Origin of the sequence: Polaribacter vadi (genome assembly GCF_018861005.1) — a bacterium.
In the GTDB taxonomy this organism is placed as follows: Bacteria; Bacteroidota; Bacteroidia; order Flavobacteriales; family Flavobacteriaceae; genus Polaribacter; species Polaribacter vadi_A.
The window spans coordinates 117,302-141,830 of record NZ_JAHKQL010000002.1 but is presented as its reverse complement, the minus strand read 5'-3'; the positions used below and the strand labels follow the sequence as shown (position 1 = coordinate 141,830).

The following is a 24,529-nucleotide window of genomic DNA, read 5'->3' as shown; positions in this document are numbered from 1 at the left end:
TGTCAATAGAATTTTACTTGTATTTATTGATTAGTCCAAAATCAAAAGGTGTCCAAAGAGCAGACTTTAATCCACTTTTTTTGAAAGCAGTATTTACCCAAGTATTACATGTTTTAAAGGCAGAATAACTTCCTTTAGATTTATAAAAATTGTCAGTAGATGAATAACTTTGATTTTTAAGAATTATTTTCATCTCTTTTTCATCAGTCTTAAAGGTGTTTAATAAATAGTTATTCAGTTTTTTTAATTCAGAGTCATTAACTTTTATTGCAACCCAATCAGCATATTTATGTTTGTAACGAGTTATATGTATTAATGTAGAGCTTTTTAAAAACACTGCACTAAAAGCATTTTTAAAAGTAAGATCATCCCAAGTTGGTGTGTTTATGTAGAAGTTTTCATCTCCCCAACCAAAAGATAAATATTTTTCATTTTTATTATATTTTAATCCAGATAATACGAAGCTGTCAACATTTTCAATTGGAAGTATAATGTCTAAATGAACTCCATTTGTGCTTAAATAAATAAGTTTTTCAGAACTTTCATTAGTTACAATTTTATCAACTGTAATAGATGAAAGAATTAAAGAGATCAAAATATAGGTTATAGGAATTAGTAAAAAATATAAAAACCATTTAATTATTCTTTTTCCTATTCTCATATACTTTGTTTGCTAACTATTCAACAATAATAGTAAAAGGTATATTATATTTAATATTTACAGGTTCACCTCCTTGTGTTCCTGGCTCTACATGAGGCATTTGTTTCATTACTTTTATCACTTCTTGTTTAATTCTAGGATGTGGTGCTTTAACCTGAATATTTACAATTTTTCCTTTTGTATTGATTTTAAAAGCTATAAATACTCTTTTTCTCCCTTTGCTTAATCCTAGTTTTTTGGGTAAATCAATGTCAAATTTCTTTGCAAAATGCATCTGTACACCTCTACTGAAGCATTTTTTTGCACCTTCATAATTAACCGAATTTTCACAACCAGGAAACAAAGGGATTTTTTCTGAACCAATTAAACTATTTGTTTCTACAAATACTTTGTCATCTTTATATTTTAGTATTTGCAGAAAGTATCTTTTTAATGGTTCTTTACTTTTAAAATTTAATTTTTCTGCAGGGTATTCATTAAAGATTTCGATAATCTTTTTGTCTAAAAAGTCTGATCTAGAAGTAGTACTAACGTTAAAAACTTTATTCTTTTTATCTAGTTCAAAATATAAATTAACTTGATTTTTAATACTGCTTAAATTAGCAATGTTTATATCAGTATTTTTAAATTTATCAATAAAATAAAGTGCCAATTCATTTGTTGAAGAACGTTTAAAAATTGAATCGTATTTAACTTCTTTGTTTGTCAGTTTTGGTGTTTCTCCTTTTTTATAAGAAATTGTAAAACTATGCAGAGGTTCAGTTTTTTTATCAGCTTTATAACTAACTGTTTTTACTTTAGGAAAAGAACTTATAATTTTATCAGCCTCTAAAAGAAACTCTAAAGGTACTTTTGTCTTGCTAGTCATTTTTAATTCACCAGATTTAGTTACTGAGAATTGTATGTAAAGATCAGTTTCATCTTCTGTACTATTATCTAAAATACTAAAATCTGCTTTTTCGTAAAAAAGTTTTCTTACCTCTAAATTTAGACAAGATTTTATATCTGGATAAAATTTTAAATCTTCACATTGCTCACAAACAGGAGGAGTTTCTACAACTAATTTAGTACTACAATTAAAAATGTTTTTACTACCTTTTTTACTAACAATTTGTAAAGAATATTTATTTCTGGTATCTAAAGAATCTAAACTAAATTTATCTAAAGGAAATTCTTTAAATGTACTTATTACTGCTTTGTTAAACTCAAATGAACCAAAAGAAGATACACTTATATTGTATGGTTTTCTTTCATTATTTATAAAAAATGATAATGTGATATTATTTTTTTTTGTTTGAAAACGAGCGTTTCTTAATAGTTTTTTCTTGATTTCATTTTTAAAATACAAAGAAAGTTCATTTTCAGGATTTGGATTTGAGTATTTTTCATAATCAAATTCGCTATTGGTTTGGGAAAAGCCAATAAAAAATGAAAAGATTGTAAAAATTAATAAATAGTTTTTCATAGCTAATTTATTTTGGGTTTTTAATGATTATTCTTCAATACTAACGTGAAATAAAGCATCACCTTTATTTACAATCGGGGTTTTGTTAATACAAAAAACGTAACCATTATGTGGTGCATAAACTCTTTTTTTAAACTCACCAAAAGGATCTTGAATAACACCTAAAACGTCTTTCTTTTCTACAAAACTTCCGTTTTTAACCATTACTTTAAGCATGCCAGAATGCATAGCACGTAACCATTTCGATTTTTTAACATAAACAGGCGTTTCTCTAACTGTTATTTCTCCTTCAATTAAACCTAAATGAATCAGTAAGTTTTTAGTTCCGTTTACACCTTCGTTTATTACTGTAGGGTCTAATTCTTTTGTTTTTCCGCCTTCGAATAATAAAACAGTTTTGCCCATTTTATGTAAAGTTTCTCTTAAAGATTTTACAATATTATTTGAATACATTATTACTGGCGGATTAAATATTTTAGCCAATTCTAAACCTTTGTCATCATCTTTGTTACAACGAATTTGAGGAACATTATCACGTTGATCTCCACCTGTATGAAAATCGATAACATAATCTACTAAAGGTGCAACTTCTTGAATAAATTGATAGGCAAATTGGCTGGCTAAAGAACCTTTGCTAGAACCAGGAAAAACTCGATTTAAATCTCTACCATCAGGGAATTCTCTTGTCTGAATTAGATATCCAAAAATATTAAAAACGGGCAAGCAGATAATAGTTCCCTTAGTTGGTTTATTTAACTTTTGGTTAATGATTTCTCTTACAATTCCAACTCCATTTATTTCATCTCCATGAATACCTGCCATTAATAAAACAACAGGGCCAGGGTTTTTAGAACGTTCAATAATCAATGGAACTTTAACAGTTGTTCTAGTATGCAATTTAGCAACTTCTAGATCTAAAACTGTACGTTTTCCTTCAGGAATAGTTTCTCCTAAAAGTACAAAAGGGTTATTCTGCATGTATTTCTAAATATCTGATAATTTCTTTCGCAATGTTTTTTCCTGTGGCAACTTCAATTCCTTCTAAACCAGGAGAAGAGTTTACTTCTAAAACTAAAGGTCCTTTAGAAGATTGTAACATATCTACACCAGCAATTCCTAAACCTAAAGCTTTGGTTGCTTTTAGTGCTGTTTTTTCTTCTTCGTCTGTTAATTCAATTACTGTTGCATTACCACCTCTATGTAAATTAGAACGAAATTCGCCCTCTTTACCTTGACGTTTCATGGCACCAATTACTTTACCATCAACCACAAAAGCTCTAATATCTGCACCACCAGCTTCTTTAATAAATTGCTGAGCAATAACTCTTGCACCCAAACCATTAAAAGCCTCTAAAACTGAAGTTGCCGCATTTTTGGTTTCTGCTAAAACAACACCTAAACCTTGTGTGCCTTCTAATAATTTTAAAACTAAAGGTGCTCCACCAACAGAATCTACAACATGCTCTACATCTTTTGTATAGTTTGTAAAAACGGTTTTTGGTAAACCAACTCCAGCTCTTGCTAAAATTTGTAAACTACTTAATTTATCTCTAGATCTGGTTAATGCTTGTGAGGTTACAGAAGTAAAAACCTTCATCATTTCGAATTGACGAATAACTGCAGTACCATAAAAAGTAACAGAAGCTCCAATTCTTGGTATAATTGCATCAATGTCAGTAATATATTCTCCTTTATAATAGATTTTTGGAGATTTTTTTTCAATAACAATGTCACATTTTAAATGGTCAACTACAAAAACCTCATGGGCTCTTTTTTCTGCAGCTTCAACTAATCTTCTTGTTGAGTATAATTTAGGATTTCTAGATAGTATAACTATTCTCATTTGGTGCTTTGTTTTAATTTGAAAGATAGGTTTTTTTTAATAGGATCAATTACAAATTTTTTATTCAAAAATTTTCTTCCCAATAATATAGGGAATTTCATGTCTCTTCGTTCGCTTAATGTTAAGTAAATAGGAAAAGTTGTAGCAAAAATGGTGATTTCTGTCTGAATCATAAACCTTTTTTCTACTATTCCATTAGAGCTTTTTACCATTCTAGAAGAATAATTCTTTGTGGTAAATTCTTTATTGTTGTATAAATCATGATCTGGGTCTAATAATTTAAATCGAATAAAATTGTCATTATCACTCGTAATTTCTTCAATATTTGAACAATGTATTGAAGAAGTATATGCGCCAGAATCAATTTTTATATCAATATCTACTAAGGATAATTTAGGGAAATCAGCTATATCAGATCTACCAATGGTAATTTTCATATATTAATATTAAAGAATGTAAAACTAAGAATTGTAATTTAAAATTTAGAGGTATTAAAAAAATAAATAAGTTTAAATTGAGTTATATTTAATGTGTATTGTAAATAAATTTGATGTTAATTAAATTACATGAAATAATATCTATATTTGGCTCTTAGTAATTTTAAAATATTAAAATGAAAAAAATAGTTCAACTTTTTATGGCAGTTATGCTTATTAGTATTTCTGCATGTAGTTCTTCTGATGATGAAACAAGTAATTTAATAGTTACAGGCTCTTTAGATGTAGCTGCTTTGTTAACTTTACAAGATAATGATGCAACAAGTTTGGTTTCTTTAAATGGAGAGGCTGCTGCATCATACACTAGTGAAGTTTTGGTTGGAGAAGAGATTTTTTATACAATTGATACATCTTCTGATGCTGTTGAAGTAGTTATTATTGATTTTTTCTATGTTTCTGGTGATCGTGAGTTTTGGGATAGTGGAGTAGAATCTTCTGTTGATGTAGAGTCTTCTATAGCTACTTTAAAGGTAATTAATGGTTCTGTAGATGATGAAGCAAAATTTGGTTTTACTTTTGCTTTAAAAACAAATGGAATTATTGATTTGAATACTACTTATATTGTAGATCCAAAAATTAGAGTAAGATCATAATTAAATATTTTATCTTTTTTGAAGTATATTTTTTTTAAAATAAAGTCTAAAAATATCAAAGCCTATTTAATAATAGGTTTTTTTTTATTGTTTGTAAATGTTGTTTTTTCTCAAAATCAAAAAGTAAGTGATAGTTTAAAGATTGTTTTACAAGAAAATGATTTTAATAGCGCAATTAAATTAGAAATAATAGGAAATATAGCTGCTAACGAAACAAATACAGATCAAATTCTTATTTATAGTAAACAGCTAATTGATTTAGCATTAGAAACAAATTCTATTAAATACGTTTATGATGGGTATTTACAAATAGGTAATGCATATAGACTAAAAAGCGATTTAACTACTGCTTTAGAGAATTATTTTAAGGCTTTAAAAATAGCAGAAAATAATAATTTAATTTCTGATCAAGGTACTGTTAAAATTGCTATTGCAGATGTTTACTCTATTGCTGGCGATAACAAAAACGCTGTTCAATATTACAAGCAAAGTATACAGTTACTTAAAAGTAGTTTAATATCTAAAGAAGTTAGTTTTTTAGATTCTATAAACTTAGCTTCTGCTCAATTAAATTTAGGTGATGAATATTACAATCAACAAAAATTAGACTCTGCACTAATCTACTTTAGTGAATCTATGAAGCTATTTAAAGCAACAAATTATGAACTTGGTGAAGCTTATAATTTAGGTAACGTTGGTTTAGTATATGCTAAAAAGGGTAAAAATAAGCAAGCAGAAACAAACCTTAATAAAGCAATAGAGGTATTAGTAGCTAATGAAGATTACTATCCTATTTGTGTTTATTTACACTCAATTTCTGATATTTATATTGAAATGGATGAAACCCAAGTAGCACTACCTTATGCTAAAAGTAGTATTTATTGGGCAAAGAAATATGGTTTAAAAGGGCAAATTAGTAGTGGTTATTTAAAATTATCAACTATTTATGAAAAAGAAAAAGATTTTAAAAAATCTTATGAATATTATAAGAATCATATCATTTATAGAGATAGTGTAAATAATGTAGATATTGCACAGAAAATAGCTAACGAAAAAGCTGAATTTGAAATTGAAAGAAAACAAACAGAATTAGATTTATCTAAAGAACAAAATAAAACGAAAAATATTATTGTTTTTGCCAGTATTATCGCATTAATTTTACTTGGTTTTTTAGCAAATACTTTATATAGAAGAAACAAATATGTTGTAAAAACAGGCAAAATTATTGAGGCAGAAAAAGAACGATCAGATAAATTGTTAAAGAATATTTTACCTAAAGAAACTGCAGAAGAGTTAAAAGAAAAAGGAAGTGTAAAAGCTAAAAGTTTTGATTCTGTGTCAGTGTTATTTACAGATTTTAAGGGTTTTACAAAATTTTCGGAAGAGTTAAGTCCTGAGGAATTAGTAAAAAGTATCGATTTTTATTTTTCTAAGTTTGATGAAATTATAGAGAAACATAACCTAGAAAAAATAAAAACAATTGGTGATGCTTATATGTGTGCAGGTGGTTTGCCTTTTCCTTCTAAAAATCATGCAACTAATATTGTATTGGCAGCTTTAGAAATTGTAGATTTTGTTAAAAAACATGCAAAAGAAACTCTAAAATTAGATATAAGAGTTGGTGTTAACACAGGTGCAGTTGTAGCTGGTGTTGTAGGTAGTAAAAAGTTTGCTTATGATATTTGGGGAGATACTGTAAATGTTGCTAGTAGAATGGAAAGTTCTGGAGCTATAAATAAAGTAAATATTAGTGAGTCTACTTATAATTTACTAAAAGATAACAAAGCTTTTTCGTTTGAATTTAGAGGAGCAATTGAGGCTAAAGGAAAAGGAAAAGTAAATATGTATTTTGTAGAAAAACTTAGTTAAAAGCATTTTTTCTGATAATTTCTAATTCGTTATAACTAAAAATATTATTGCTGTATAAATTGTAAAATTCTTCAGAAAGTGGTGTGTTAAATAAGATTAAATCATCTGTATTTACTGTTATTTTTATACCTTTTTCAAATAGTTTTTTAATTGGATGATTTTTTAAACTATCAACAGCACCTAGAGCAATATTACTTTGCGGACAAATATTTAATCTGATGTTTCTTTCTAAAATTAAATCCATTGTTTTTTCAGAATTTGCAGCAGTAATTCCATGTTGTATTTCATTAGGATTTAAAAGATTAATAGTTTCTTCTATAGATTTGTAATCAGAAAATTCACCAATATGAGTTTTGGTTTTTAGCATATTTTTACTGGCAATTTCAAACAGTTCTTTAAAAGAATTTAAATTTTGATTTGCTTCTTGTCCGTAAATATCAATACCATTAAAAACCCCACTTTCTATACAACGATTTCCATAAGAATACACCTTTTTTAAATCTAAGTCTTTGTTGATACCAATATCTGGTTTAAAATCAATTAAAGTTTTGTATTTCTCTTTAATCCTTTTTACTTCTATAATTAATTCATCAATAGAATCATTAAAAAAACGAGCTAAACCAACATCTACACTTGCTTCTAAAAGAGTAATATTGTCTGCAATGCTACTTTCTATAGAAATTTCCATAAAATTAATAACATCCTTTTTGGTAAGCATTATTTGGTTTAAATTTCCGTAGATAAATTTTATCATCCCAGAAAGTCCATCATATTTATTAGGGAAAATAATCTTACTATTTGGGTATTTTTCTTTTAGTTTACTTTGTAAGCCACCTAAATGAAAATGAGTGTGAACATCTGCTTTAGGTGTTTTTAAAAAGTCTTTTTTAGAAAGATTCATGAGTGTAAATATGGAAAATAAGTTAAAACTATATCAGACTTTTTATTTTGGTTTTACCCAAAAAAAACAACCATGTTCATCTTTTTTAATAATTTGGATACATTCTCCTACATGTGTAGATTCAGGAAAAGGTTGATATGTATGCCATTTTCCATTGCCTCTCATCCAATATAAAAACCATTTCTTTTTAGATTTATAATACCTGATTTTAGCAAATTCAATTTGTTCTTTCTTCTTTGGATTATCCCATTCAGGTCTAATTTCAAAGAGAAAGACAACTTTACCATCATAAGAATACCCCACATCTACTTGAGCACGAATTTCAGGATTTTCTGGACGTAAAGATTCTACATAATTTTTAATGGTAGCCTCATTTATATCAATGGTTTTATTTGTCATTTTGTTTTAAAAATATAGATTATTTAAAGAAAAAATTACATCTGAGCAATTGCAGCTTCTGCACATCGTTCACCATCCATAGCTGCAGAAACAATACCTCCTGCATAACCACCACCTTCTCCACAAGGAAATAAACCTTCTATTTCTGTATGCTCTAAATTCTCTTTTCTTGGAATGTTTACTGGAGATGAAGTTCTAGATTCTACACCAATAATATTTGCTTCGTTTGTGTGATAACCATGCATTTTTTGCCCAAAAGCAGCAAATCCTTTTCTTAATCTACCACCAATAATTTTTGGTAATAAAGAATGTAAAGGAGCCGATTTTAACCCTGGTTGATAGGAACAATCATTTAAATCTGCAGATAGTTTTCCATCAACAAAATCGCCCAATCTTTGTGCAGGTGCAGTTTGAGATCTTCCACCAGCAAAAAAGGCAATTTTTTCTAAATCTTTTTGAAACTCCAATCCTTTTAAAGCCCCAAATTTTTCATATTTTTTAAAATCTCTATCAATATCTAGTTCAACAACAATTCCAGAATTTGCAAATTTGTTATTTCTTTTGCTTGGCGACATTCCGTTTACAACAACCTCTCCATTTGCAGTAGCAGCTGGAACTATAAATCCTCCTGGGCACATGCAAAAAGAATACACACCTCTGTTATTAACTTGGTGCACTAAACTGTAAGCTGCAGCAGGTAACAATTCATCTCTAGACCCTGTGCAACTATATTGAATTTGATCTATAATTTCTTGTGGATGTTCTACACGAACTCCCATTGCAAAAGATTTTGCTTTTAAGGCAATTTCTTTTTTATGTAATAATTCATAAATATCTCTGGCAGAATGACCTGTTGCTAAAATAACAGAATTTACTGCCATTTCATTTCCGTTTTGTAATTGAATGGCTTGTAGTTTATTGTTTTTTACAACAAAATCTGTAACTCTAGTTTCAAAATGAACTTCTCCACCAAATTTTATAATATTCTCACGAATATTTTGGATGATTTTAGGTAGTTTATTAGTGCCAATATGTGGGTGTGCATCAACCAAGATTTGATCTGTTGCTCCGTGAAAAACTAAGTTTTCAAAAATACGTCTTACATCACCACGTTTTAAACTTCTTGTATATAGTTTTCCATCAGAATAAGTACCTGCACCACCTTCACCAAAACAATAGTTAGAGTCTTCATTTACAAGATGTTCTTGATTAATGGCTCTTAAATCTCGCCTTCTATCTTGTACGTTTTTACCACGTTCTAGAACAATTGGTTTATAGCCTAGTTCTATACAACGTAAAGCAGCGTACATACCTGCAGGACCAAAACCTACAATATGTATTTCTTTTGCATTAGAAACATCTTTATATTCAAATAAATAATCAGATTTTTGAGGTATATTTTCGTTAATGTAAACTGCAATTTTATAATTAAAAATGATGTCTTTTTTACGAGCATCAATAGATTTACGTAGAACTTTAATAGCAGTTATTTCAGATTTATCAATAGAAAGTTGTTTAGATGCTTTGTATTTAAGAATGTTATCTTTTCGTTCTTCTATTAAATTTACACGTAACTGTATTTCTTTTATCATTTAAAAACTAAAATTATAGTACTTCTAATTTATCTAATATTAATTTATATTCTACCAAACTTTCTTTACAAATAGGTATAATATTATTTAATTTTTCTTTTATAACTTCTGGACTTTCTTGGTCTTTAGCTAGTAGTTCTAAGTTAGCAACTTCTTCTAAACAGCTTATGCCCATTAAACCAAAAGAAGACTTTAGGAAATGGCAAATGCTTCTTACATCTTCATAATTTACATCTAAAAGACTTGCTTCTAAAGTTTCTATTCTTGGTGTTGTGTCTGATAAATAAACACCAATTAATTGTATGAGCATGTCTTTATCGTTCGCAAAAAAGCTTTTAATAGAAGATAAGTCAACCACATTACTAGTTAAAATCTTTTCAATTTCCATAATTATTCTTATTTTAGGGGATTAGTGTAAGATTTTGTAAAGATAAATAAAATTGATAAGAATTGTTTTATTTGTTTTTGTTAGATTTGTTAAGCAAGAATTAATAGTATTAATTTTTTAAACATCCCCCATGTTATGACTAAAAAAAAGAAAATTGTTTTAGCTGAAGATAATTCTGTTTTATCTCTCCTTTTAAAATTCCGTTTAGAAAAAGACGGCCATCACCTTTTGATTGCCAAAAACGGTAAAGAAGCTATTGAGTTAATTGAAAATGATGATCCTGATATTATTTTAACAGATGTTATGATGGATTATTTTAGTGGCTTAGAAATAATAAGTCATGTAAGAAATCAATTAAAAAGTAAAGTACCAATTTTAGTATTTTCTTCTTCTGGGCAAGAAGAAATGGTTTTAAAAGCTTTTAATTTAGGGGCTAATGATTTTATGAGTAAACCATTAAGCCCTAATGAATTGTCTATTAGAGTAAGAAGAATGTTACTTTAATTAATAACTAGTAATTTAAAATATTATGGTAATCCCACTTATTGAAAGTGTAATTTGGGCTATAGTTGTAATGCTGGTTGTTATAATTGTAATTCTTATTGTTTATCTTAAAATATTTAGAAAAAATATTAGAATTATAGATAAAAAAGAAAAGAATTATAGAGTAACTGTAGAAGAAAATTTAATACAATTTTTATACTCAGAACAAGACAGTATTTTTTTAAGTGACACTCAGAAAAAAATTATAAAAAAATTTAAAAAAGGAGCTAACAGCAGAAGGAAAAGAAAAATTATTGGAGATACTTTCTTTATTTTAAGTCAAGAAATTTCTGGTAATATGATTTTAACCATGCACAAATTGTATGAAGAAATAGGCTTATTAAAATATACAATAAAAAAATTAAGAAGCGAAAAGTGGAATATAATAGCTATTGGTATAAGAGATTCTAGACGTTTTAAAATTGAGAAATTTAAAGATATTATTATTGATTTTATCAACCACCCTAAAGAAGAAGTTAGAAGGGAAGCACATTTATATTTCTTAGAATTGTTTGGTTATGATGGTTTAACTTTTTTAGATGATTTAAAAGTACCACTTTCTGAATGGGATCAAATTCAATTATTAGGAGAAATCCAAAAAATCGAAAATCATTTAATTATTGATGTTTCAAAATGGTTAATTTCTGATAATGATTTTGTTATCATATTTATATTAAATGTTGTAAAAATGTTTAATAGATTAGAAACTAAAGAAATTTTGCTAAGTCTATTACATCATGGTAATATAGAAGTGCGTTTAAAAGCAATAGAAACTTTAATTCATTTTGAAGTTGCAGAGTCTAAATATATTTTAAAAAGTAAGTTTAAAGAATTAACCTTATCAGAAAAAAAGGCAACGTTTAAACTGTTAAATAAAGTTGCAACTACAGAAGATGTTCCTTTTATATTGAGTAATGTTAAAAATGAAAATTTTGAAATAAAGCACGCAGCATTATTAATCTTAAAAAGGATAGATGTGGTTGCTTACAATAAATTAGAAAAAGTATCTGAAGAAGATGAAGATTACACTAAAATTGTTAATTTTTTAGATGTTAGCTATGGATTTTGATCAAATTTTAAGGTCTATTTTACTTACGTTTCACTATTTCTTTTTAGTGTTTACAATTCTTATTGTTGGTGGTTATATTATTTTGGCTGTTTTTTCATCAAAAGAAACTGTAGATTATTTAAAGAAAAATAGTTTTATACATTATAAAGATTTAATAAAATCGCCATTAGCACCTACAATTTCAATTATTGCACCAGCTTACAATGAGAGTTTAAATATTGTAGAAAATGTAAGATCTTTATTATCTACACACTATGTAAATTACGATGTTATTATTGTAAACGATGGTAGTAAAGACGATAGTTTAGAGAAACTAATAAAAGCATACGACTTAGAAAAGGTTGAGTATTTAATCAATAAAAAAGTGCCTACCCAAGATTTAAGAGAAGGTGTTTTTAAATCTAAAAACCCTGCATTCGATAAGTTAATTGTTGTTGATAAACAAAATGGAGGAAAAGCAGATGCATTAAATTGCGGAATTAACATTAGCGAAAGTAAATACTTAGCTTGTATAGATGTAGATTGTTTGTTATTAGAAGATTCTTTACAAAGAATGGTTAAGCCTTTTTTAGAACATACAGATAGAAAAGTAATTGCTTCTGGGGGTGTTATTAGAATTGCAAATTCTTGTAAAATTGAAGACGGAAAATTAATAGATATTAATTTTCCTGATAAATGGATAGAAAGAGTGCAAATTTTAGAATATTTAAGAGCTTTTTTATTAGGTAGAATGGCTTGGGCAAGACTAAATGGCTTACTTGTTATTTCTGGTGCTTTTGGTTTGTTTGATCGAGAAATTGCAATTGAAGTTGGGGGGTATGATACCAAAACTGTTGGTGAAGACATGGAGATTATTGTAAGAATGAGAGCTTACATGGAAGAGCGTAAATTAAAATATAAAGTAGCTTATATCCCAGATCCTCTGTGTTGGACAGAAGCACCTGATGATAGAAAAATTTTAATATCGCAAAGAAATAGATGGACAAGAGGTACCATAGAAACTCTAAAAATGCATAAATATTTAGCCTTAAATTATAAATACAAATTACTTGGGTTATTAAGTGTACCTTATTGGTTTGTCTTTGAAAGAATGGCGCCTATTGTAGAAGTTACAGGTATACTTTACTTTTTGTTTTTAGTATGCTATCAACCTTTAAGATGGAGTTTTGTTGTTGGCCTTTTTTTATTAGCTTATTTGTTTTCGTTACTTTTTTCTTTTGTAGCAATTTTTACAGAAGAATTTACATATCATCAATACAAAAAGAAAGGTGTTGGTTTAAAATTAGTACTTACCATTATTCTAGAGCCATTTATATTGCATCCATTAGTTCTTTATGCTGCAATAAGAGGTAACTATGATTATTATTTTAATAAGAAAAAGAAATGGGGAGTTATGGTAAGAAAAGGACTATCTAAATCTTAATTAACATTTTAATCTCCCCCATAAAAAATGATAACAAAAAAACTAAATAAAAAAAACAGAAAGTACATAATAACTTGTTTCTCATTGTTGCTAACCTTTTGGTTAATAAGTTTATTTGAGTATACATCTATATTTTTTAGTGGTAAAGAAACTCCAGGGCTTTTTAACTTTTTAGTTTTTAAGTTCTTAAATCATTTTTATACAGTAATTTTTATTTACTTAATATTTTTACCATTTTATTATCTTTTTTCTAGAAAAAAAACAAGAAAAGGGCTACTTATTATACGAATTTTATTTGTGTTAATTATTTTTATAGAACTAGCTTTAACAAAATATAGTCTTACAACACTTTTAAATTTAGGTGCAGATTTATTAGGTTATTCTTTAGATGATATTTATTTAACAGTGAGCTCTTCAGGGAGTTCTTCTATTTTATTTTTTATAACTTTTTTAATTTTTCCTGCAGTTTTTCTATCAAGTTGTTTCTTTTTAAGAAAAGCAGAATTTTTTAAATATTGCAGTAGAATTTTTTTAACAGCAGCCTTAATTGTTTTAATATTAAAGTTTGTTTTACCAGGTTTCTCTAACCCTATTTATCAGAATAAAATATACTTTTTTGTTGTTGATGTTTTAAAATATCAAATAGGAAAAATAGATGTAAAATCTATTAAATTAGAAGGTAATAAAGAGTACCCTTTTTTAAAGCCATCAGAAAAAATAGCAGATGTATTAAGTCCTTTTTTTAATGTTTCTGCAGAAAAACCAAATATAGTAATAATTCAAGTAGAAGGTTTAGGGGCAGAGTTTGTAGGTGATAGTTATTACAGTGGTTTTACTCCTTATTTAAATAGCTTAATTTCAGAATCGCTTTATTGGCCTAACTTTTTAAGTAACGCTGGTAGAACTTTTGGTGCTTTGCCATCTTTAATGGCATCTTTACCTTTTGGTGAAAAAGGTTTTTTAGAAATTGAAGAAATACCTACACATTTATCATTGTTTAGTGTTTTAAAACAAAATGATTATTCAACTTCTTTTTTTGCAGGAGATCAATCTAGTTTTGATAAAAAGATTAATTTTTTAGAACATAATGGAGTAGAAAATATTATAGATGAAAATAAGTATGATGAAACTTACCCTAAATCTGTAAATTCTAGTAATGGTTTTTCTTGGGGATATTCAGATTATGAAATATTTAAAAAAACGTTGTCTGTTTTAGATGATATACCAAGCCCAAGGTTAGATTTAATAACAACACAATCCATTCACGATCCATTTACTTTTCCTGTAAAACAGAAATATTTATTAAAAATTGATAGTATTCTTAAAACAAATAAAACTCTTAAAGCAACAAAAAAACAAATACGAAGTAATAAAGATATTTTTGCAAGCATATTATACTCAGATGCAAGTGTAAAAATGTTTATAGAATCTTATAAAAAAAGACCAGATTTTAAGAATACCATTTTTATAATAACAGGCGATCACAGATTAATACCAATTGCTCAAAAAGATAAATTATGCAGATTTAATGTTCCTTTTTTTATCTACAGTCCTTTATTAAAAAAACCGACAACAATGAAAGCAGTAAACTCTCATTACGATTTGGCACCAAGTTTACTTTCTTTTTTATCTAATAGTTACGATTTAGATTTGCCAAAAGAAACAGCGTGGCTTGGTGATGGTATAGATACTTCAAAAACATTTAGAAACATTCATAAAATACCTTTAATGCGTTATAAAGGTAGTTTAAGTGATTATGTTTATAAAGATTATCTCTTATCAGATGGTAAGTTATTTAAAATAAAAGAAGATTTCAACATTTATCAAATAGATGATAAAACTGTTTTAAATGATGCAACAAAATCATTTAATGAGTTTAAAAATTTAAATGCTTATGTAACTAAAAATAATAAAATATATCCAGAAAATGAGAATACTAAAATAAAAGGTATTTATATTTTTACACCAGAAGAACTAACAAAAATAGAAGAATTAACAAATGGTTTAACTGTAGATGAAATGTTTATGGCTGCAAGACAAAAGGCTTTTAATAATGAAAGAGAAACAGCGAGACTAATTTGTAATTATATCTTAAAAAAAGTACCAAATTATGTAGATGTTAGAATTTTAAAAGGTAGAACTCTAGCTTGGGATGGCCAATATGAAGCCTCTGAAAAAGAATTATTAAATGCGTTAAAAAGATCTCCTTATTATGATGATATTTATTTGGCACTTTTAGATATGTATTGGTGGTCTTCTCAAAACGAAAAATCTATTGTAATTGTAGATAAAGCCATTAAAAATAAAATTAAAAATGATGATGTGGCTTTTAAAATGGCAAGAGCTTATGCAACTATGAAAAATACTGATAAAGCAACAACAATTATAGACAGTATTCTAAAAAAGCAGCCAAAAAATAAAGTTTATTTAAAATTAAAAAAATCATTATAATGATAAAAAAAGAGAAAATTAAAATTTTATTCTTAATGATAATGTTGTTTTGTGCGAATCAATTATCTGCACAAAAAAAAATATTTAGTGGTAACCCAGATACTGCTTTTAAAGTAGCTAGAGATTTAGCTTTTAACGGTAAACGTGCTCAAGCACAAGATTCTTTACTATTTATTTTAACCAAATACCCTAATTATTTAGATGTTAGATCTTTATTGGCAAGTACCTATTCTTGGGATGGTAAATACGCAAAAGCAAAAAAAGAGTTTGAGTATATTTTAAACAAAGATAAAGAACGAAAAAATGATTGGATAGCTTATATTAAAAATGAGCAGTATGCAGAAAAGTATTTCAGTTCTTTAAAAATAATAGAAAATGCTCTTAAACTTTTTCCTGATGATGCAGATTTAATGCAGTTAAAAGCAAGATCAGAGTTTAATAGAAATAATAAAGAAGAAGCCTATAGAATTATAGAAAGTGCTGTAGAAATTCATTTAAATAATGCTGAATTATTAGAATATAAAAAATCTTTAGAAGCAGAATTAAGGTTTAATACAATTGGTGTTAGCTTGTCTACAGATTTTTACGATGCTAATAAAGACAATGGAAGAGCTAATATGTATTATTCTTCTTTGTCATATTCAAGACAAACAAAATACGGAAGTGTTATAGCTCGTTTTAATTATGCAAACCGTTTTGAAACCGATAATTATCAATTTGAGGTTGATATGTATCCAAGAATTATAAATGGTTTGTATGCTTATGTTAATGCAGGTTATTCTAGCAGTCCTTTAAATCCTGCACAACGTTATGGGTTTGAATTATATAAATCTTTACCTAAAAGTTTAGAAGTTTCTTTAGGTTTTAGATGGTTAAAATTCTCTACAGAAACTACGATTTATACAGGTTCTTTAGGTTGGTATACAGGTAATAGTTACTTAGGGTTAAGAGGTTATGTGACTCCTGGAGATCCAGGTACAAGTACTTCTGGAAGAGTAATTTATAGAAAATTTAGAAAAGATGCAGATAATTATTTTAATCTAGAAATTGGTTTTGGAGCTTCACCAGCTTTAGATCGTTTTGCGCCAGGTTTTACTGGAGATGAAATTTTTAATTTAGATTCACAAGCCTTAGTTTTGGGTTATTTCTTTTCTACTAAAAACAAGAAAAATCTATTAGGCTTTACTGCAAGTATGTTTAGAGAAGAAAAACCTTTTGCTAAAGGAGAATTCTTTGTGTATCCTTCTTTTGGGGCATCATATTCAATAAGATTTAAGTAAAGTATATAAACGCAAATTTCGCTAACTTTAAATAAATTAATACAGAAATTAGCGAAATTTGAAACTGTTTATTATTTAATCAAAATAAGAAAAAGTATCTCCGTCTTTAATGTTTAAAAGCGATTCGTAAATCATTTTAATTACATTTTCTACATCATCTCTGTGAACCATTTCTACAGTGGTGTGCATATATCTTAAAGGTAAAGAAATTAAAGCAGAAGCAACACCACCATTGCTGTATGCAAATGCATCTGTATCTGTACCTGTTGCTCTAGATAATGCAGAACGTTGAAAAGGAATATCTTTAGCCTCTGCAGTATCAATAATTAAATCGCGTAATTTTTGTTGTACAGCTGGTGCATAAGCTATGACTGGTCCTTTACCCAATTCCATTAAACCTGCTTTTTTAGGCTCAATCATTGGTGTAGTTGTATCATGAGTAACATCAGTAACAATAGCAACATTTGGTTTAATAGTTTGTGTAATCATTTCTGCTCCACGTAAACCAATTTCTTCTTGTACAGAATTGGTTACATATAAACCAAAAGGTAATTCTTTACCATTTTCTTTTAATAAACGAGCTACTTCAGCAATCATAAAACCACCCATTCTATTATCTAAAGCTCTACAAACAAACTTATCTCCATTTAAAATATGGAATTCATCTGGGTAAGTAATTACACAACCTACGTGAATACCTAAAGCTAAAACTTCTTCTTTGGTAGCACAACCAGTATCAATAGTAATATTATCTGGTTTTGGAGCTTGTTCATTACTTTTATCTCTAGTATGTATTGCTGGCCAACCAAAAACACCTTTTACAATTCCGTTTTTGGTATGAATATTTACAATTTTACTTGGCGCAATTTGATGATCTGAACCTCCATTTCTAATCACATAAATTAATCCATTATCAGAAATGTAATTTACATACCAAGAAATTTCATCTGCATGCCCTTCTATAACAACTTTGTATTTTGCATCAGGGTTTATAACACCAACTGCTGATCCATAAGTGTCTGTAATAAAAGTATCTACATAAGGTTTTAAATAATCCATCCAAATTTTCTGGCCTTCCCACTCATAACCAGTTGGAGCTGCATTATTTAAGTATTTTTCTAAAAACTCTAATGATTTTTCGTTTAAAATTGATTTTTCTGACATAATATCTTTTCTGTTTTGTGTAAAAATAAAACGAATTTTTATGAATATCATTTAAAAAAGGATAAAAAAACGGATCAAAAGTCCTTATTTTTACATTTGTCACAAATCAGAAAACATAATAAAACCAACAAAAATGAAGCTAGTAATTGAAAATTTAACCAAAACCTATAAAAACGGAGTAAAGGCAATTGATAATTTAAGTATAGAAATTGGTACAGGAATGTTTGGTTTGTTAGGTCCAAATGGTGCTGGTAAATCTTCTTTAATGAGAACAATTGCAACTTTACAGAGTCCAGATTCTGGTTCTATAACTTTTGGTGATATTAATGTTTTAGATGATAATATGTCTTTGAGAAAAGTATTGGGATATTTGCCTCAATCTTTTGGAGTTTATCCTAAAATGTCTGCACAAGAATTGTTAGAATATTTTGCAACCTTAAAAGGGATTTCTAAAAAATCAGATCAACAAAAACTGATTAAAGAAGTTTTAGAAATTACTAATTTATATGAAGTAAGACATAAATATGTTGCAGGTTATTCTGGAGGGATGAAACAGCGTTTTGGAATTGCACAATTGCTTTTAAATAACCCAAAATTAATTATTGTTGATGAACCAACTGCTGGTTTAGATCCTGCAGAAAGACATCGTTTTTTAAATGTTTTAAGAGAAGTAGGTACAAATTGTACTGTAATTTTTTCTACACATATTGTAGAGGATGTTAAAGAATTGTGTAATGAAATGGCAATTTTAAATGGAGGTAAAATCTTAAAGCACACAACTCCACAAGAAGCTACTAAAGAAATTGAAGGTAAAATCTGGAAAAAAATAATTGAAAGAGATGATTTAGAAGAAAATGAAAAAATGTTCAATATTTTATCTTCTAACTACAATCAAGATAATACCTTAAACATAAGAGTATTTTCTCCAGAAAAACCTAGTGAAGATTTTGTAGCGGTTACACCACAATTAGATGATGTGTATTTTATTGCTTTAAAACAAGATGAACCAGTTTTAATTTAAATAATGATTGTTGGATCTATAGATATTTAGAACCAAAAATCCAATCCTCTAACTTTCTAAAAATCTTACTCTCAAATCATCTAACAATCTAAAATTATGTTTTCTACAATATTCAAACAAGAATTAAATTATTGGTTTAAAAGACCTTTGTTTTATATATATCTAACAATTTTTGTAATGATTGCTTTTTTAATTTCTGCAAGTTCTGCAGGAATTTGGGATAATATTACAGGTACAGTTGGCTCATCAAGAATTGTAAATTCGCCCATAAACATTATTGGTAATTTTAGTCTTTTTACCACTTTTATGTACTTTTTATTTCCTTCTATAATTGGCGTGTCTATTTACAGAGATTTTAAAAGTGAAATGCATACCATTTTGTTTTCATATCCTTTTACAAAGGCAAATTATTTATTTGCAAAATTTTTAAGTGGTATTGTAGTAGTTTCAATTATTCTTTTTGCAATAGCTTTAGGTATGATGATTGGTTTTCGTTTTCCTGGAACCAATTCAGATATTGTTGGCGATTTAAATTTAACAAGTTATTTAAACGCTTATTTGGTATATATTTTGCCAAATATGTTGTTTTTTGGAGCAGTAGTTTTTGCTGTGGTTACATTTTCTAGAAGTGTAGGTGCAGGTTTTATTACTGTAATTATTTTAATGTTTTTTCAAGGTGCAATGGGTGCAATTTTTTCTGAACCAGAGCAAGAAGAACTTTTAGCTTTATTAGATCCTTTTGGATTTTCAGCTTTAAATAAATACACAAAATATTGGACAATGTCCGAGCAAAATGAACTGCAAGTCCCTTTAGAAAAGTTTATCATTTACAATAGATTGTTATGGTTATTAATCTCTTCTTTAGTTTTTGGCTTGGTCTTTAAGTATTTTAAATTTAGTCAAAATGCAATTACAATATCATTCAGAAAAGTAAAAGCTGAACGCGTTATAAAAAGAAATTTTAGCGGAATTACAAGAATAAATTTGCCTAAAGTAACTTACAATTATTCCTTTTTGCAGAATATAAAAACAATGTGGAGGTTGTCTAATATCGACTTTAAGTACATTTTTAAAAGTTTGCCTTTTATATGTATTTTAATAGTTGGTGTTATTATTTTAGTAGCTACATTATTTGTTTCTAGCGAAATTTTTGGAACAGATACATTGCCTGTAACTTGGCAAATGTTGAGTGGAGGTAATGTATTTACCTTTTTTGTACTAAATGTATGTACCTTTTTATATGCAGGTATGTTAGTGCAAAGAGCAAACACTGCAAAAATAAATCATTTGGTAGATAGTACACCTGTGCCAAATTGGACATTGCTTTTTTCTAAGTTAATTGCGCTTTTAAAAATGCAACTTGTGTTGTTGGCAGTAATTATGGTTGCTGGTATATTATTTCAGGTTTATAGAGGTTATTATAATTTTGAAATCGGGTTGTATCTGCAAGAATTATTTGGTTTAAAATTCTTGAATTATTTAGTTTGGGCTTTGTTATCTATTTTTATTCAGACATTGGTTAAAAATCAATATTTAGGCTTTTTTATTGTGTTGATTATTGCTGTAGGAACTCCGCTTTTATCATTTATAGGTATTGAATTAGATGTTTTTAAATACAACCAAGGTCCAGGTTTTAGTTATTCTGATATGAATGGTTATGGCTCAAGTTTATCAAGATATTTATGGTATAAATTTTATTGGATTTTAGGAGGATCTGTACTTGTTATTTTAAGTATTGTAATGTGGGTAAGAGGAATACCAAGTTCGTTTTCAGAACGAATTTACTTTGCAAAAGAACGCTTTAAGTTGCCATTAAAAATTGCATTAGGTGTAATTTTGATTTCCTTTTTTACTTTAGGATTTTCCATTTTTCAAGAAACAAAATCAGACAATGAAAACTCATCAACCAAACAAGCAGAATTAGATGCTGTTGAATGGGAAAAAAAGTATAAAAAATACGAAGATTATAAACAGCCTAGAATTGTTGCTGTTAAGGCAGGTGTTGATATTTATCCGAAGAAAAGAACATACAAAGCCAAAGCCATTTTTACAATGGTAAACAAAACAGATAAAGCTATTGATAGTATTTTATTGAATCATAATTCTTTAGAAAACACTTTTGAGTTTAATAAACCAAACAATCTAGTTTTAGAAGACACTGTTTTTAATTTTGATATTTATCAGTTGGATAAAAAATTAAATCCTGGAGATTCTTTACAATTAATAGTCAATGTAAAAAGTGCAGAAAACACGATGTTTCAGCGTAATTCGCCTATAAGAGAAAACGGAACATTTATAAATAATAAATCAATTTTTCCATCCTTAGGATATTCTTCTCAAGGAGAATTAAGAGACAATAAAACACGTAAAAAGTACGATTTACCACCAAATGATTTACAAGCATATCCATCAGATTCTACAGCTTTAGGAGATACTTATATTTCAAAAGACTCAGATTGGATCGATTTTGAAGCTACAGTTTCTACTTCTAAAGATCAAATTGCAATTGCTCCTGGATATTTGCAAAAAGAATGGCTAGAAGATGATCGTAAATATTATCATTATAAAATGGATAGCAAAACCTTGAATTTTTATGCTTTTAATTCAGCTAGATATGAAGTGAAAAAGGAAATGTATAAAGGCATTAGTTTAGAGATTTATTATCACAAACCACACACATATAATCTAGATAGAATGATGAAAGGTTTAAAAGCATCTATAGATTATAACGAAAAATACTTTAGTTCTTATCAGCATAAACAAGCCAGAATTGTCGAGTTTCCAAGAACAGCAGGTACATTTGCGCAATCTTTTGCAAACACAATTCCGTTTTCTGAAGGCTTTGGATTTATTGCTGATGTAGATGATGAAAACGAAAATGGCGTAGATTATCCTTTTGCAGTAACTGTTCATGAAGTTGCACATCAATGGTGGGCACATCAAGTAATTGGTGCAGATGTTTTGGGTGCTACAATGTTATCAGAAAGTATGTCTGAATATGTTTCTTTAAAAGTTTTAGAACACGAAAATGGAAAAACCAAAATGCGTACTTTTTTAAAGGAAGCTTTAGATGGTTATTTAATGCAAAGAACTTTCGAAACCAAAAGAGAAAAACCTTTAATGTATAATGATGGGCAAGGTTATATTCATTATCAAAAAGGATCAATGGTTTTTTATGCTTTAAGCGATTATATTGGCGAAGAAAAATTAAATGCAGCATTAAAACAATATGTAGAAAAAGTAAAATTTCAAGAACCACCTTATACAACATCTATAGAAATGTTAGATTATATTAAAGAGGCTACTCCAGATTCTTTACAATATGTAATTAAAGATATGTTCGAAACAATTACGTTATATAAAAATCGAATTTTAGAGGTTACATCAACAGAATTAGAAAACGGTAAATATCAAGTTGATATTGAGTTTGAGGTAATAAAATATAGAAATGATGAAAAAGGGAAAAAGTTCTATGGAGAAAATGTAGGAGATACCTTAACTTTTACTCCAAAAGATAAAAAGAAGCCAATTTTATCAGTAAAACTAGAAGATTATATTGATATTGGAATTTTTGGCGAAAAAGAAGTTGATGGTGTTAACAAAGAAGTAGAACTGTATTTACAGAAGCATAAAATTACGCAAATCAATAATAAAATTTCAATTATTGTTGATAAAAAACCAGTTGAGGTAGGTGTAGATCCTTACAATAAATTAATTGATACGCAGTCTACAGACAACAGACAGAAGTTGTAGTTTTTAAGTTTTAAAGATTAAATTTTATTTAGATAAATTCTGAAATTGAAATATATATTTAAAATAGTATTTAGATTTATCCTTTTTTGCTTTTTAACAGCAATTACTCAAATAGGAGGAATTGTTTATTTATTAAGCTTTTTTTTTTCTAAAAAATGGAACAGAAATTTTAAGTTTAAAACTCTAATTGTATTTGTCGTTTTTTACTTTTTTAGCACTTTTTTAATTGTTCCGTTTTTGGCTCCATTTTTTGGTCGTGAAAAGGTAAAGCTTTCAGAAAGTATTAAGCCAACAAGTTATTTTACTGATTTATTAAACCGAAATTATGTAAATCCTAAATTGAATCAGCTTTTAAAAAACACAGAAAACGAATTAAAAGGTACAAATATTAAGATTCATTATTTAGATGCAAATTTTCCTTTTATAAATAAATTCCCTTTGTTGCCACATTTAAGTCATAATGATGGGAATAAAATAGATTTAAGTCTTATTTACGAAACAAAAGAAGGGTTAATTTCAAGTAAACAAAAATCTATGAGTGGTTATGGAGTTTTTGAAAATCCGAAATCAAGCGAGTACAATCAAGTTGATAAATGTCTTTCAAATGGTTATTTTCAATATGATTTCCCAAAATATTTAACATTCGGTACAGTTAATGAAGATCTAATTTTCTCTAAAAATGGGACAAAAAAACTTATTGAAAAACTTTTAAAAAATCGAAGTTTAGAAAAAATGTTTATTGAACCTCATTTAAAAGACAGAATGAATTTAAAGGATAAAAAAATTAGATATCATGGATGTAGAGCTGTCAGACACGATGATCACATTCATATTCAAATTAAATAATTATAAATCATAAAATTAAATATTCTTCTTTTGTAATAACTTACTTTAATATTTTGATTTTTATAAAATTAATGTAAGTATTTTAAAATTATTTATTTAAAATATTCAAATTCTTAAATAAAAAATAGAAATGATAAGTTTGTTGCTTTTTTTATCAAAAGAAAATAAATAGTATTTTTACACAAGCTTAATCCCATATTCATATTATAAATTGAAAAAATCTTTTATTCAAAAACGGTTCAATAAATTATTGAAAGAAAAAGAAGAAAATAGAGTGGTCTGTAATGAAGAGGTTTATACAGTTGGTGTAATTGCTTCTGATGAGGTTACAAAATGGTTGAAAATTCAAGATGATATAGAACGAATTTTAGATTTAGGTAATGTAAGAACTTATAATTTTAGACCCTTTACTAGAAAAAATGTTCCTTCATTTAAATTTTTTACAGAAAAAGATTTTAATTGGAAGGGAGAAGTAAAAAACAAAACTTTTAAATCTTTTATAGAAGAACCACACGATTTGTTAATTGGGTATTTTAATAAAAATAATCTGTATTTAGAAAATGCAGTTTTACGCTCTAATGCAAAATTTAAAGTTGGTTTTGCAAACGTAAATCCGAGTTTATATGATATGGAAATTGCAGAAATACCAACTAAAGTAGACAGTTTTTTATCAGAATTAAAAAAATATTTAATCGTGTTAAATAAGCTCAAAAATTAAACTACAAATTAAAACTTGTGTTTTCTTTATTAGAAACACTTTTTTTCATTACA

21 protein-coding genes are annotated in these 24,529 nt (G+C 27.5%); 11 read left to right on the top strand and 10 right to left on the bottom strand.

Features of this window, described 5'->3' with window-relative positions; genetic code table 11:
• Window positions 1-13: 13 nt before the first annotated feature.
• The 5 genes from KO506_RS01460 to KO506_RS01440 are packed head-to-tail and all read right to left on the bottom strand — an operon-like array spanning window position 14 to window position 4,406.
• Entirely contained in the window at window positions 14-661 is a 648-nt protein-coding gene (locus KO506_RS01460; protein ID WP_215993130.1) for a DUF2459 domain-containing protein, read from the bottom strand.
• A 16-nt stretch (window positions 662-677) separates the two neighbouring features.
• On the bottom strand, window positions 678-2,126 hold the full coding sequence (locus KO506_RS01455; protein WP_215993129.1) for an energy transducer TonB: 1,449 nt from the start codon (window positions 2,124-2,126) through the stop codon (window positions 678-680).
• A gap of 27 nt (window positions 2,127-2,153) precedes the next feature.
• Complete coding sequence (locus KO506_RS01450) at window positions 2,154-3,104, bottom strand: succinylglutamate desuccinylase/aspartoacylase family protein (RefSeq protein ID WP_215993128.1); 951 nt, start codon at window positions 3,102-3,104, stop codon at window positions 2,154-2,156.
• A complete protein-coding gene (gene rimK, locus KO506_RS01445) occupies window positions 3,094-3,969 on the bottom strand; it encodes a 30S ribosomal protein S6--L-glutamate ligase (protein WP_215993127.1) in 876 nt (291 codons plus the stop codon). Before rimK ends, KO506_RS01450 begins: the two co-directional genes overlap by 11 nt.
• Window positions 3,966-4,406: an ATP-dependent zinc protease family protein gene (locus KO506_RS01440; RefSeq protein ID WP_215993126.1), complete on the bottom strand. Its 441-nt coding sequence runs from the start codon at window positions 4,404-4,406 to the stop codon at window positions 3,966-3,968. Before KO506_RS01440 ends, rimK begins: the two co-directional genes overlap by 4 nt.
• Before the next feature lie 176 nt (window positions 4,407-4,582).
• Here KO506_RS01440 and KO506_RS01435 point away from each other — a divergent pair, with 176 nt between their 5' ends.
• Window positions 4,583-5,059 (top strand): hypothetical protein, encoded by a 477-nt coding sequence (locus KO506_RS01435; RefSeq protein ID WP_215993125.1) that lies wholly within the window; start codon window positions 4,583-4,585, stop codon window positions 5,057-5,059.
• Between the two features lie 18 nt (window positions 5,060-5,077).
• On the top strand, window positions 5,078-6,928 hold the full coding sequence (locus KO506_RS01430; RefSeq protein ID WP_252726747.1) for an adenylate/guanylate cyclase domain-containing protein: 1,851 nt from the start codon (window positions 5,078-5,080) through the stop codon (window positions 6,926-6,928).
• Here KO506_RS01430 and KO506_RS01425 read toward each other — a convergent pair.
• The 4 genes from KO506_RS01425 to KO506_RS01410 are packed head-to-tail and all read right to left on the bottom strand — an operon-like array spanning window position 6,921 to window position 10,208.
• A complete protein-coding gene (locus tag KO506_RS01425; protein ID WP_215993124.1) occupies window positions 6,921-7,829 on the bottom strand; it encodes a hypothetical protein in 909 nt (302 codons plus the stop codon). The genes KO506_RS01430 and KO506_RS01425 overlap by 8 nt on opposite strands.
• 42 nt (window positions 7,830-7,871) lie before the next feature.
• Window positions 7,872-8,228 carry a DUF3024 domain-containing protein gene (locus tag KO506_RS01420; RefSeq protein ID WP_215993123.1) on the bottom strand — a complete coding sequence of 119 codons (357 nt, stop codon included), beginning with the start codon at window positions 8,226-8,228 and terminating at the stop codon, window positions 7,872-7,874.
• A gap of 35 nt (window positions 8,229-8,263) precedes the next feature.
• Entirely contained in the window at window positions 8,264-9,820 is a 1,557-nt protein-coding gene (locus tag KO506_RS01415; protein ID WP_215993122.1) for an NAD(P)/FAD-dependent oxidoreductase, read from the bottom strand.
• Between the two features lie 13 nt (window positions 9,821-9,833).
• Entirely contained in the window at window positions 9,834-10,208 is a 375-nt protein-coding gene (locus KO506_RS01410) for a hypothetical protein (RefSeq protein ID WP_215993121.1), read from the bottom strand.
• Between the two features lie 135 nt (window positions 10,209-10,343).
• On the opposite strand from KO506_RS01410, the gene KO506_RS01405 reads away from it, so the two are divergent.
• From KO506_RS01405 to KO506_RS01385, 5 genes are all read left to right on the top strand, one after another.
• Window positions 10,344-10,712, top strand: coding sequence for a response regulator (locus tag KO506_RS01405; RefSeq protein ID WP_215993120.1), 369 nt, complete (start codon window positions 10,344-10,346; stop codon window positions 10,710-10,712).
• Between the two features lie 25 nt (window positions 10,713-10,737).
• Window positions 10,738-11,820 carry a HEAT repeat domain-containing protein gene (locus KO506_RS01400; protein WP_215993119.1) on the top strand — a complete coding sequence of 361 codons (1,083 nt, stop codon included), beginning with the start codon at window positions 10,738-10,740 and terminating at the stop codon, window positions 11,818-11,820.
• A complete protein-coding gene (locus KO506_RS01395) occupies window positions 11,810-13,243 on the top strand; it encodes a glycosyltransferase family 2 protein (RefSeq protein WP_215993118.1) in 1,434 nt (477 codons plus the stop codon). The genes KO506_RS01400 and KO506_RS01395 overlap by 11 nt, the downstream gene beginning before the upstream one ends.
• A 297-nt stretch (window positions 13,244-13,540) precedes the next feature.
• A complete protein-coding gene (locus KO506_RS01390; protein ID WP_303435713.1) occupies window positions 13,541-15,694 on the top strand; it encodes a sulfatase-like hydrolase/transferase in 2,154 nt (717 codons plus the stop codon).
• Window positions 15,694-16,974 carry a YaiO family outer membrane beta-barrel protein gene (locus KO506_RS01385; protein ID WP_215993116.1) on the top strand — a complete coding sequence of 427 codons (1,281 nt, stop codon included), beginning with the start codon at window positions 15,694-15,696 and terminating at the stop codon, window positions 16,972-16,974. Before KO506_RS01390 ends, KO506_RS01385 begins: the two co-directional genes overlap by 1 nt.
• A gap of 75 nt (window positions 16,975-17,049) precedes the next feature.
• Here the strand turns inward: KO506_RS01385 and KO506_RS01380 are convergent, their stop codons facing one another.
• Complete coding sequence (locus KO506_RS01380; protein WP_215993220.1) at window positions 17,050-18,138, bottom strand: M42 family metallopeptidase; 1,089 nt, start codon at window positions 18,136-18,138, stop codon at window positions 17,050-17,052.
• 133 nt (window positions 18,139-18,271) lie between these two features.
• Between KO506_RS01380 and KO506_RS01375 the strand changes: the two genes are divergently transcribed.
• The 4 genes from KO506_RS01375 (at window position 18,272) to KO506_RS01360 (ending at window position 24,476) form a co-directional block, all read left to right on the top strand.
• Window positions 18,272-19,159, top strand: a complete 888-nt coding sequence (locus KO506_RS01375; RefSeq protein WP_215993115.1) for an ABC transporter ATP-binding protein — start codon at window positions 18,272-18,274, stop codon at window positions 19,157-19,159.
• A 177-nt stretch (window positions 19,160-19,336) separates the two neighbouring features.
• Window positions 19,337-22,912 (top strand): ABC transporter permease/M1 family aminopeptidase, encoded by a 3,576-nt coding sequence (locus tag KO506_RS01370; protein ID WP_436836408.1) that lies wholly within the window; start codon window positions 19,337-19,339, stop codon window positions 22,910-22,912.
• A gap of 237 nt (window positions 22,913-23,149) precedes the next feature.
• A complete protein-coding gene (locus tag KO506_RS01365; RefSeq protein ID WP_252726746.1) occupies window positions 23,150-23,758 on the top strand; it encodes a hypothetical protein in 609 nt (202 codons plus the stop codon).
• Window positions 23,759-23,969: 211 nt separating this feature from the next.
• On the top strand, window positions 23,970-24,476 hold the full coding sequence (locus KO506_RS01360; protein WP_405565887.1) for a DUF6913 domain-containing protein: 507 nt from the start codon (window positions 23,970-23,972) through the stop codon (window positions 24,474-24,476).
• The last annotated feature ends 53 nt before the right edge of the window (window positions 24,477-24,529 follow it).

Excerpts from the sequence above, each read along its gene's own strand:
- KO506_RS01460 (WP_215993130.1), bottom strand. The coding sequence starts at position 661 with ATGAGAATAGGAAAAAGAATAATTAAATGGTTTTTATATTTTTTACTA.
- KO506_RS01425 (WP_215993124.1), bottom strand. The coding sequence starts at position 7,829 with ATGAATCTTTCTAAAAAAGACTTTTTAAAAACACCTAAAGCAGATGTT.
- KO506_RS01450 (WP_215993128.1), bottom strand. The coding sequence starts at position 3,104 with ATGCAGAATAACCCTTTTGTACTTTTAGGAGAAACTATTCCTGAAGGA.
- KO506_RS01380 (WP_215993220.1), bottom strand. The coding sequence starts at position 18,138 with ATGTCAGAAAAATCAATTTTAAACGAAAAATCATTAGAGTTTTTAGAA.
- KO506_RS01385 (WP_215993116.1), top strand. The coding sequence starts at position 15,694 with ATGATAAAAAAAGAGAAAATTAAAATTTTATTCTTAATGATAATGTTG.
- rimK (WP_215993127.1), bottom strand. The coding sequence starts at position 3,969 with ATGAGAATAGTTATACTATCTAGAAATCCTAAATTATACTCAACAAGA.
- KO506_RS01370 (WP_436836408.1), top strand. The coding sequence starts at position 19,337 with ATGATTGCTTTTTTAATTTCTGCAAGTTCTGCAGGAATTTGGGATAAT.
- KO506_RS01440 (WP_215993126.1), bottom strand. The coding sequence starts at position 4,406 with ATGAAAATTACCATTGGTAGATCTGATATAGCTGATTTCCCTAAATTA.
- KO506_RS01455 (WP_215993129.1), bottom strand. The coding sequence starts at position 2,126 with ATGAAAAACTATTTATTAATTTTTACAATCTTTTCATTTTTTATTGGC.
- KO506_RS01405 (WP_215993120.1), top strand. The coding sequence starts at position 10,344 with ATGACTAAAAAAAAGAAAATTGTTTTAGCTGAAGATAATTCTGTTTTA.
- KO506_RS01375 (WP_215993115.1), top strand. The coding sequence starts at position 18,272 with ATGAAGCTAGTAATTGAAAATTTAACCAAAACCTATAAAAACGGAGTA.
- KO506_RS01395 (WP_215993118.1), top strand. The coding sequence starts at position 11,810 with ATGGATTTTGATCAAATTTTAAGGTCTATTTTACTTACGTTTCACTAT.
- KO506_RS01410 (WP_215993121.1), bottom strand. The coding sequence starts at position 10,208 with ATGGAAATTGAAAAGATTTTAACTAGTAATGTGGTTGACTTATCTTCT.
- KO506_RS01435 (WP_215993125.1), top strand. The coding sequence starts at position 4,583 with ATGAAAAAAATAGTTCAACTTTTTATGGCAGTTATGCTTATTAGTATT.
- KO506_RS01420 (WP_215993123.1), bottom strand. The coding sequence starts at position 8,228 with ATGACAAATAAAACCATTGATATAAATGAGGCTACCATTAAAAATTAT.
- KO506_RS01415 (WP_215993122.1), bottom strand. The coding sequence starts at position 9,820 with ATGATAAAAGAAATACAGTTACGTGTAAATTTAATAGAAGAACGAAAA.
- KO506_RS01400 (WP_215993119.1), top strand. The coding sequence starts at position 10,738 with ATGGTAATCCCACTTATTGAAAGTGTAATTTGGGCTATAGTTGTAATG.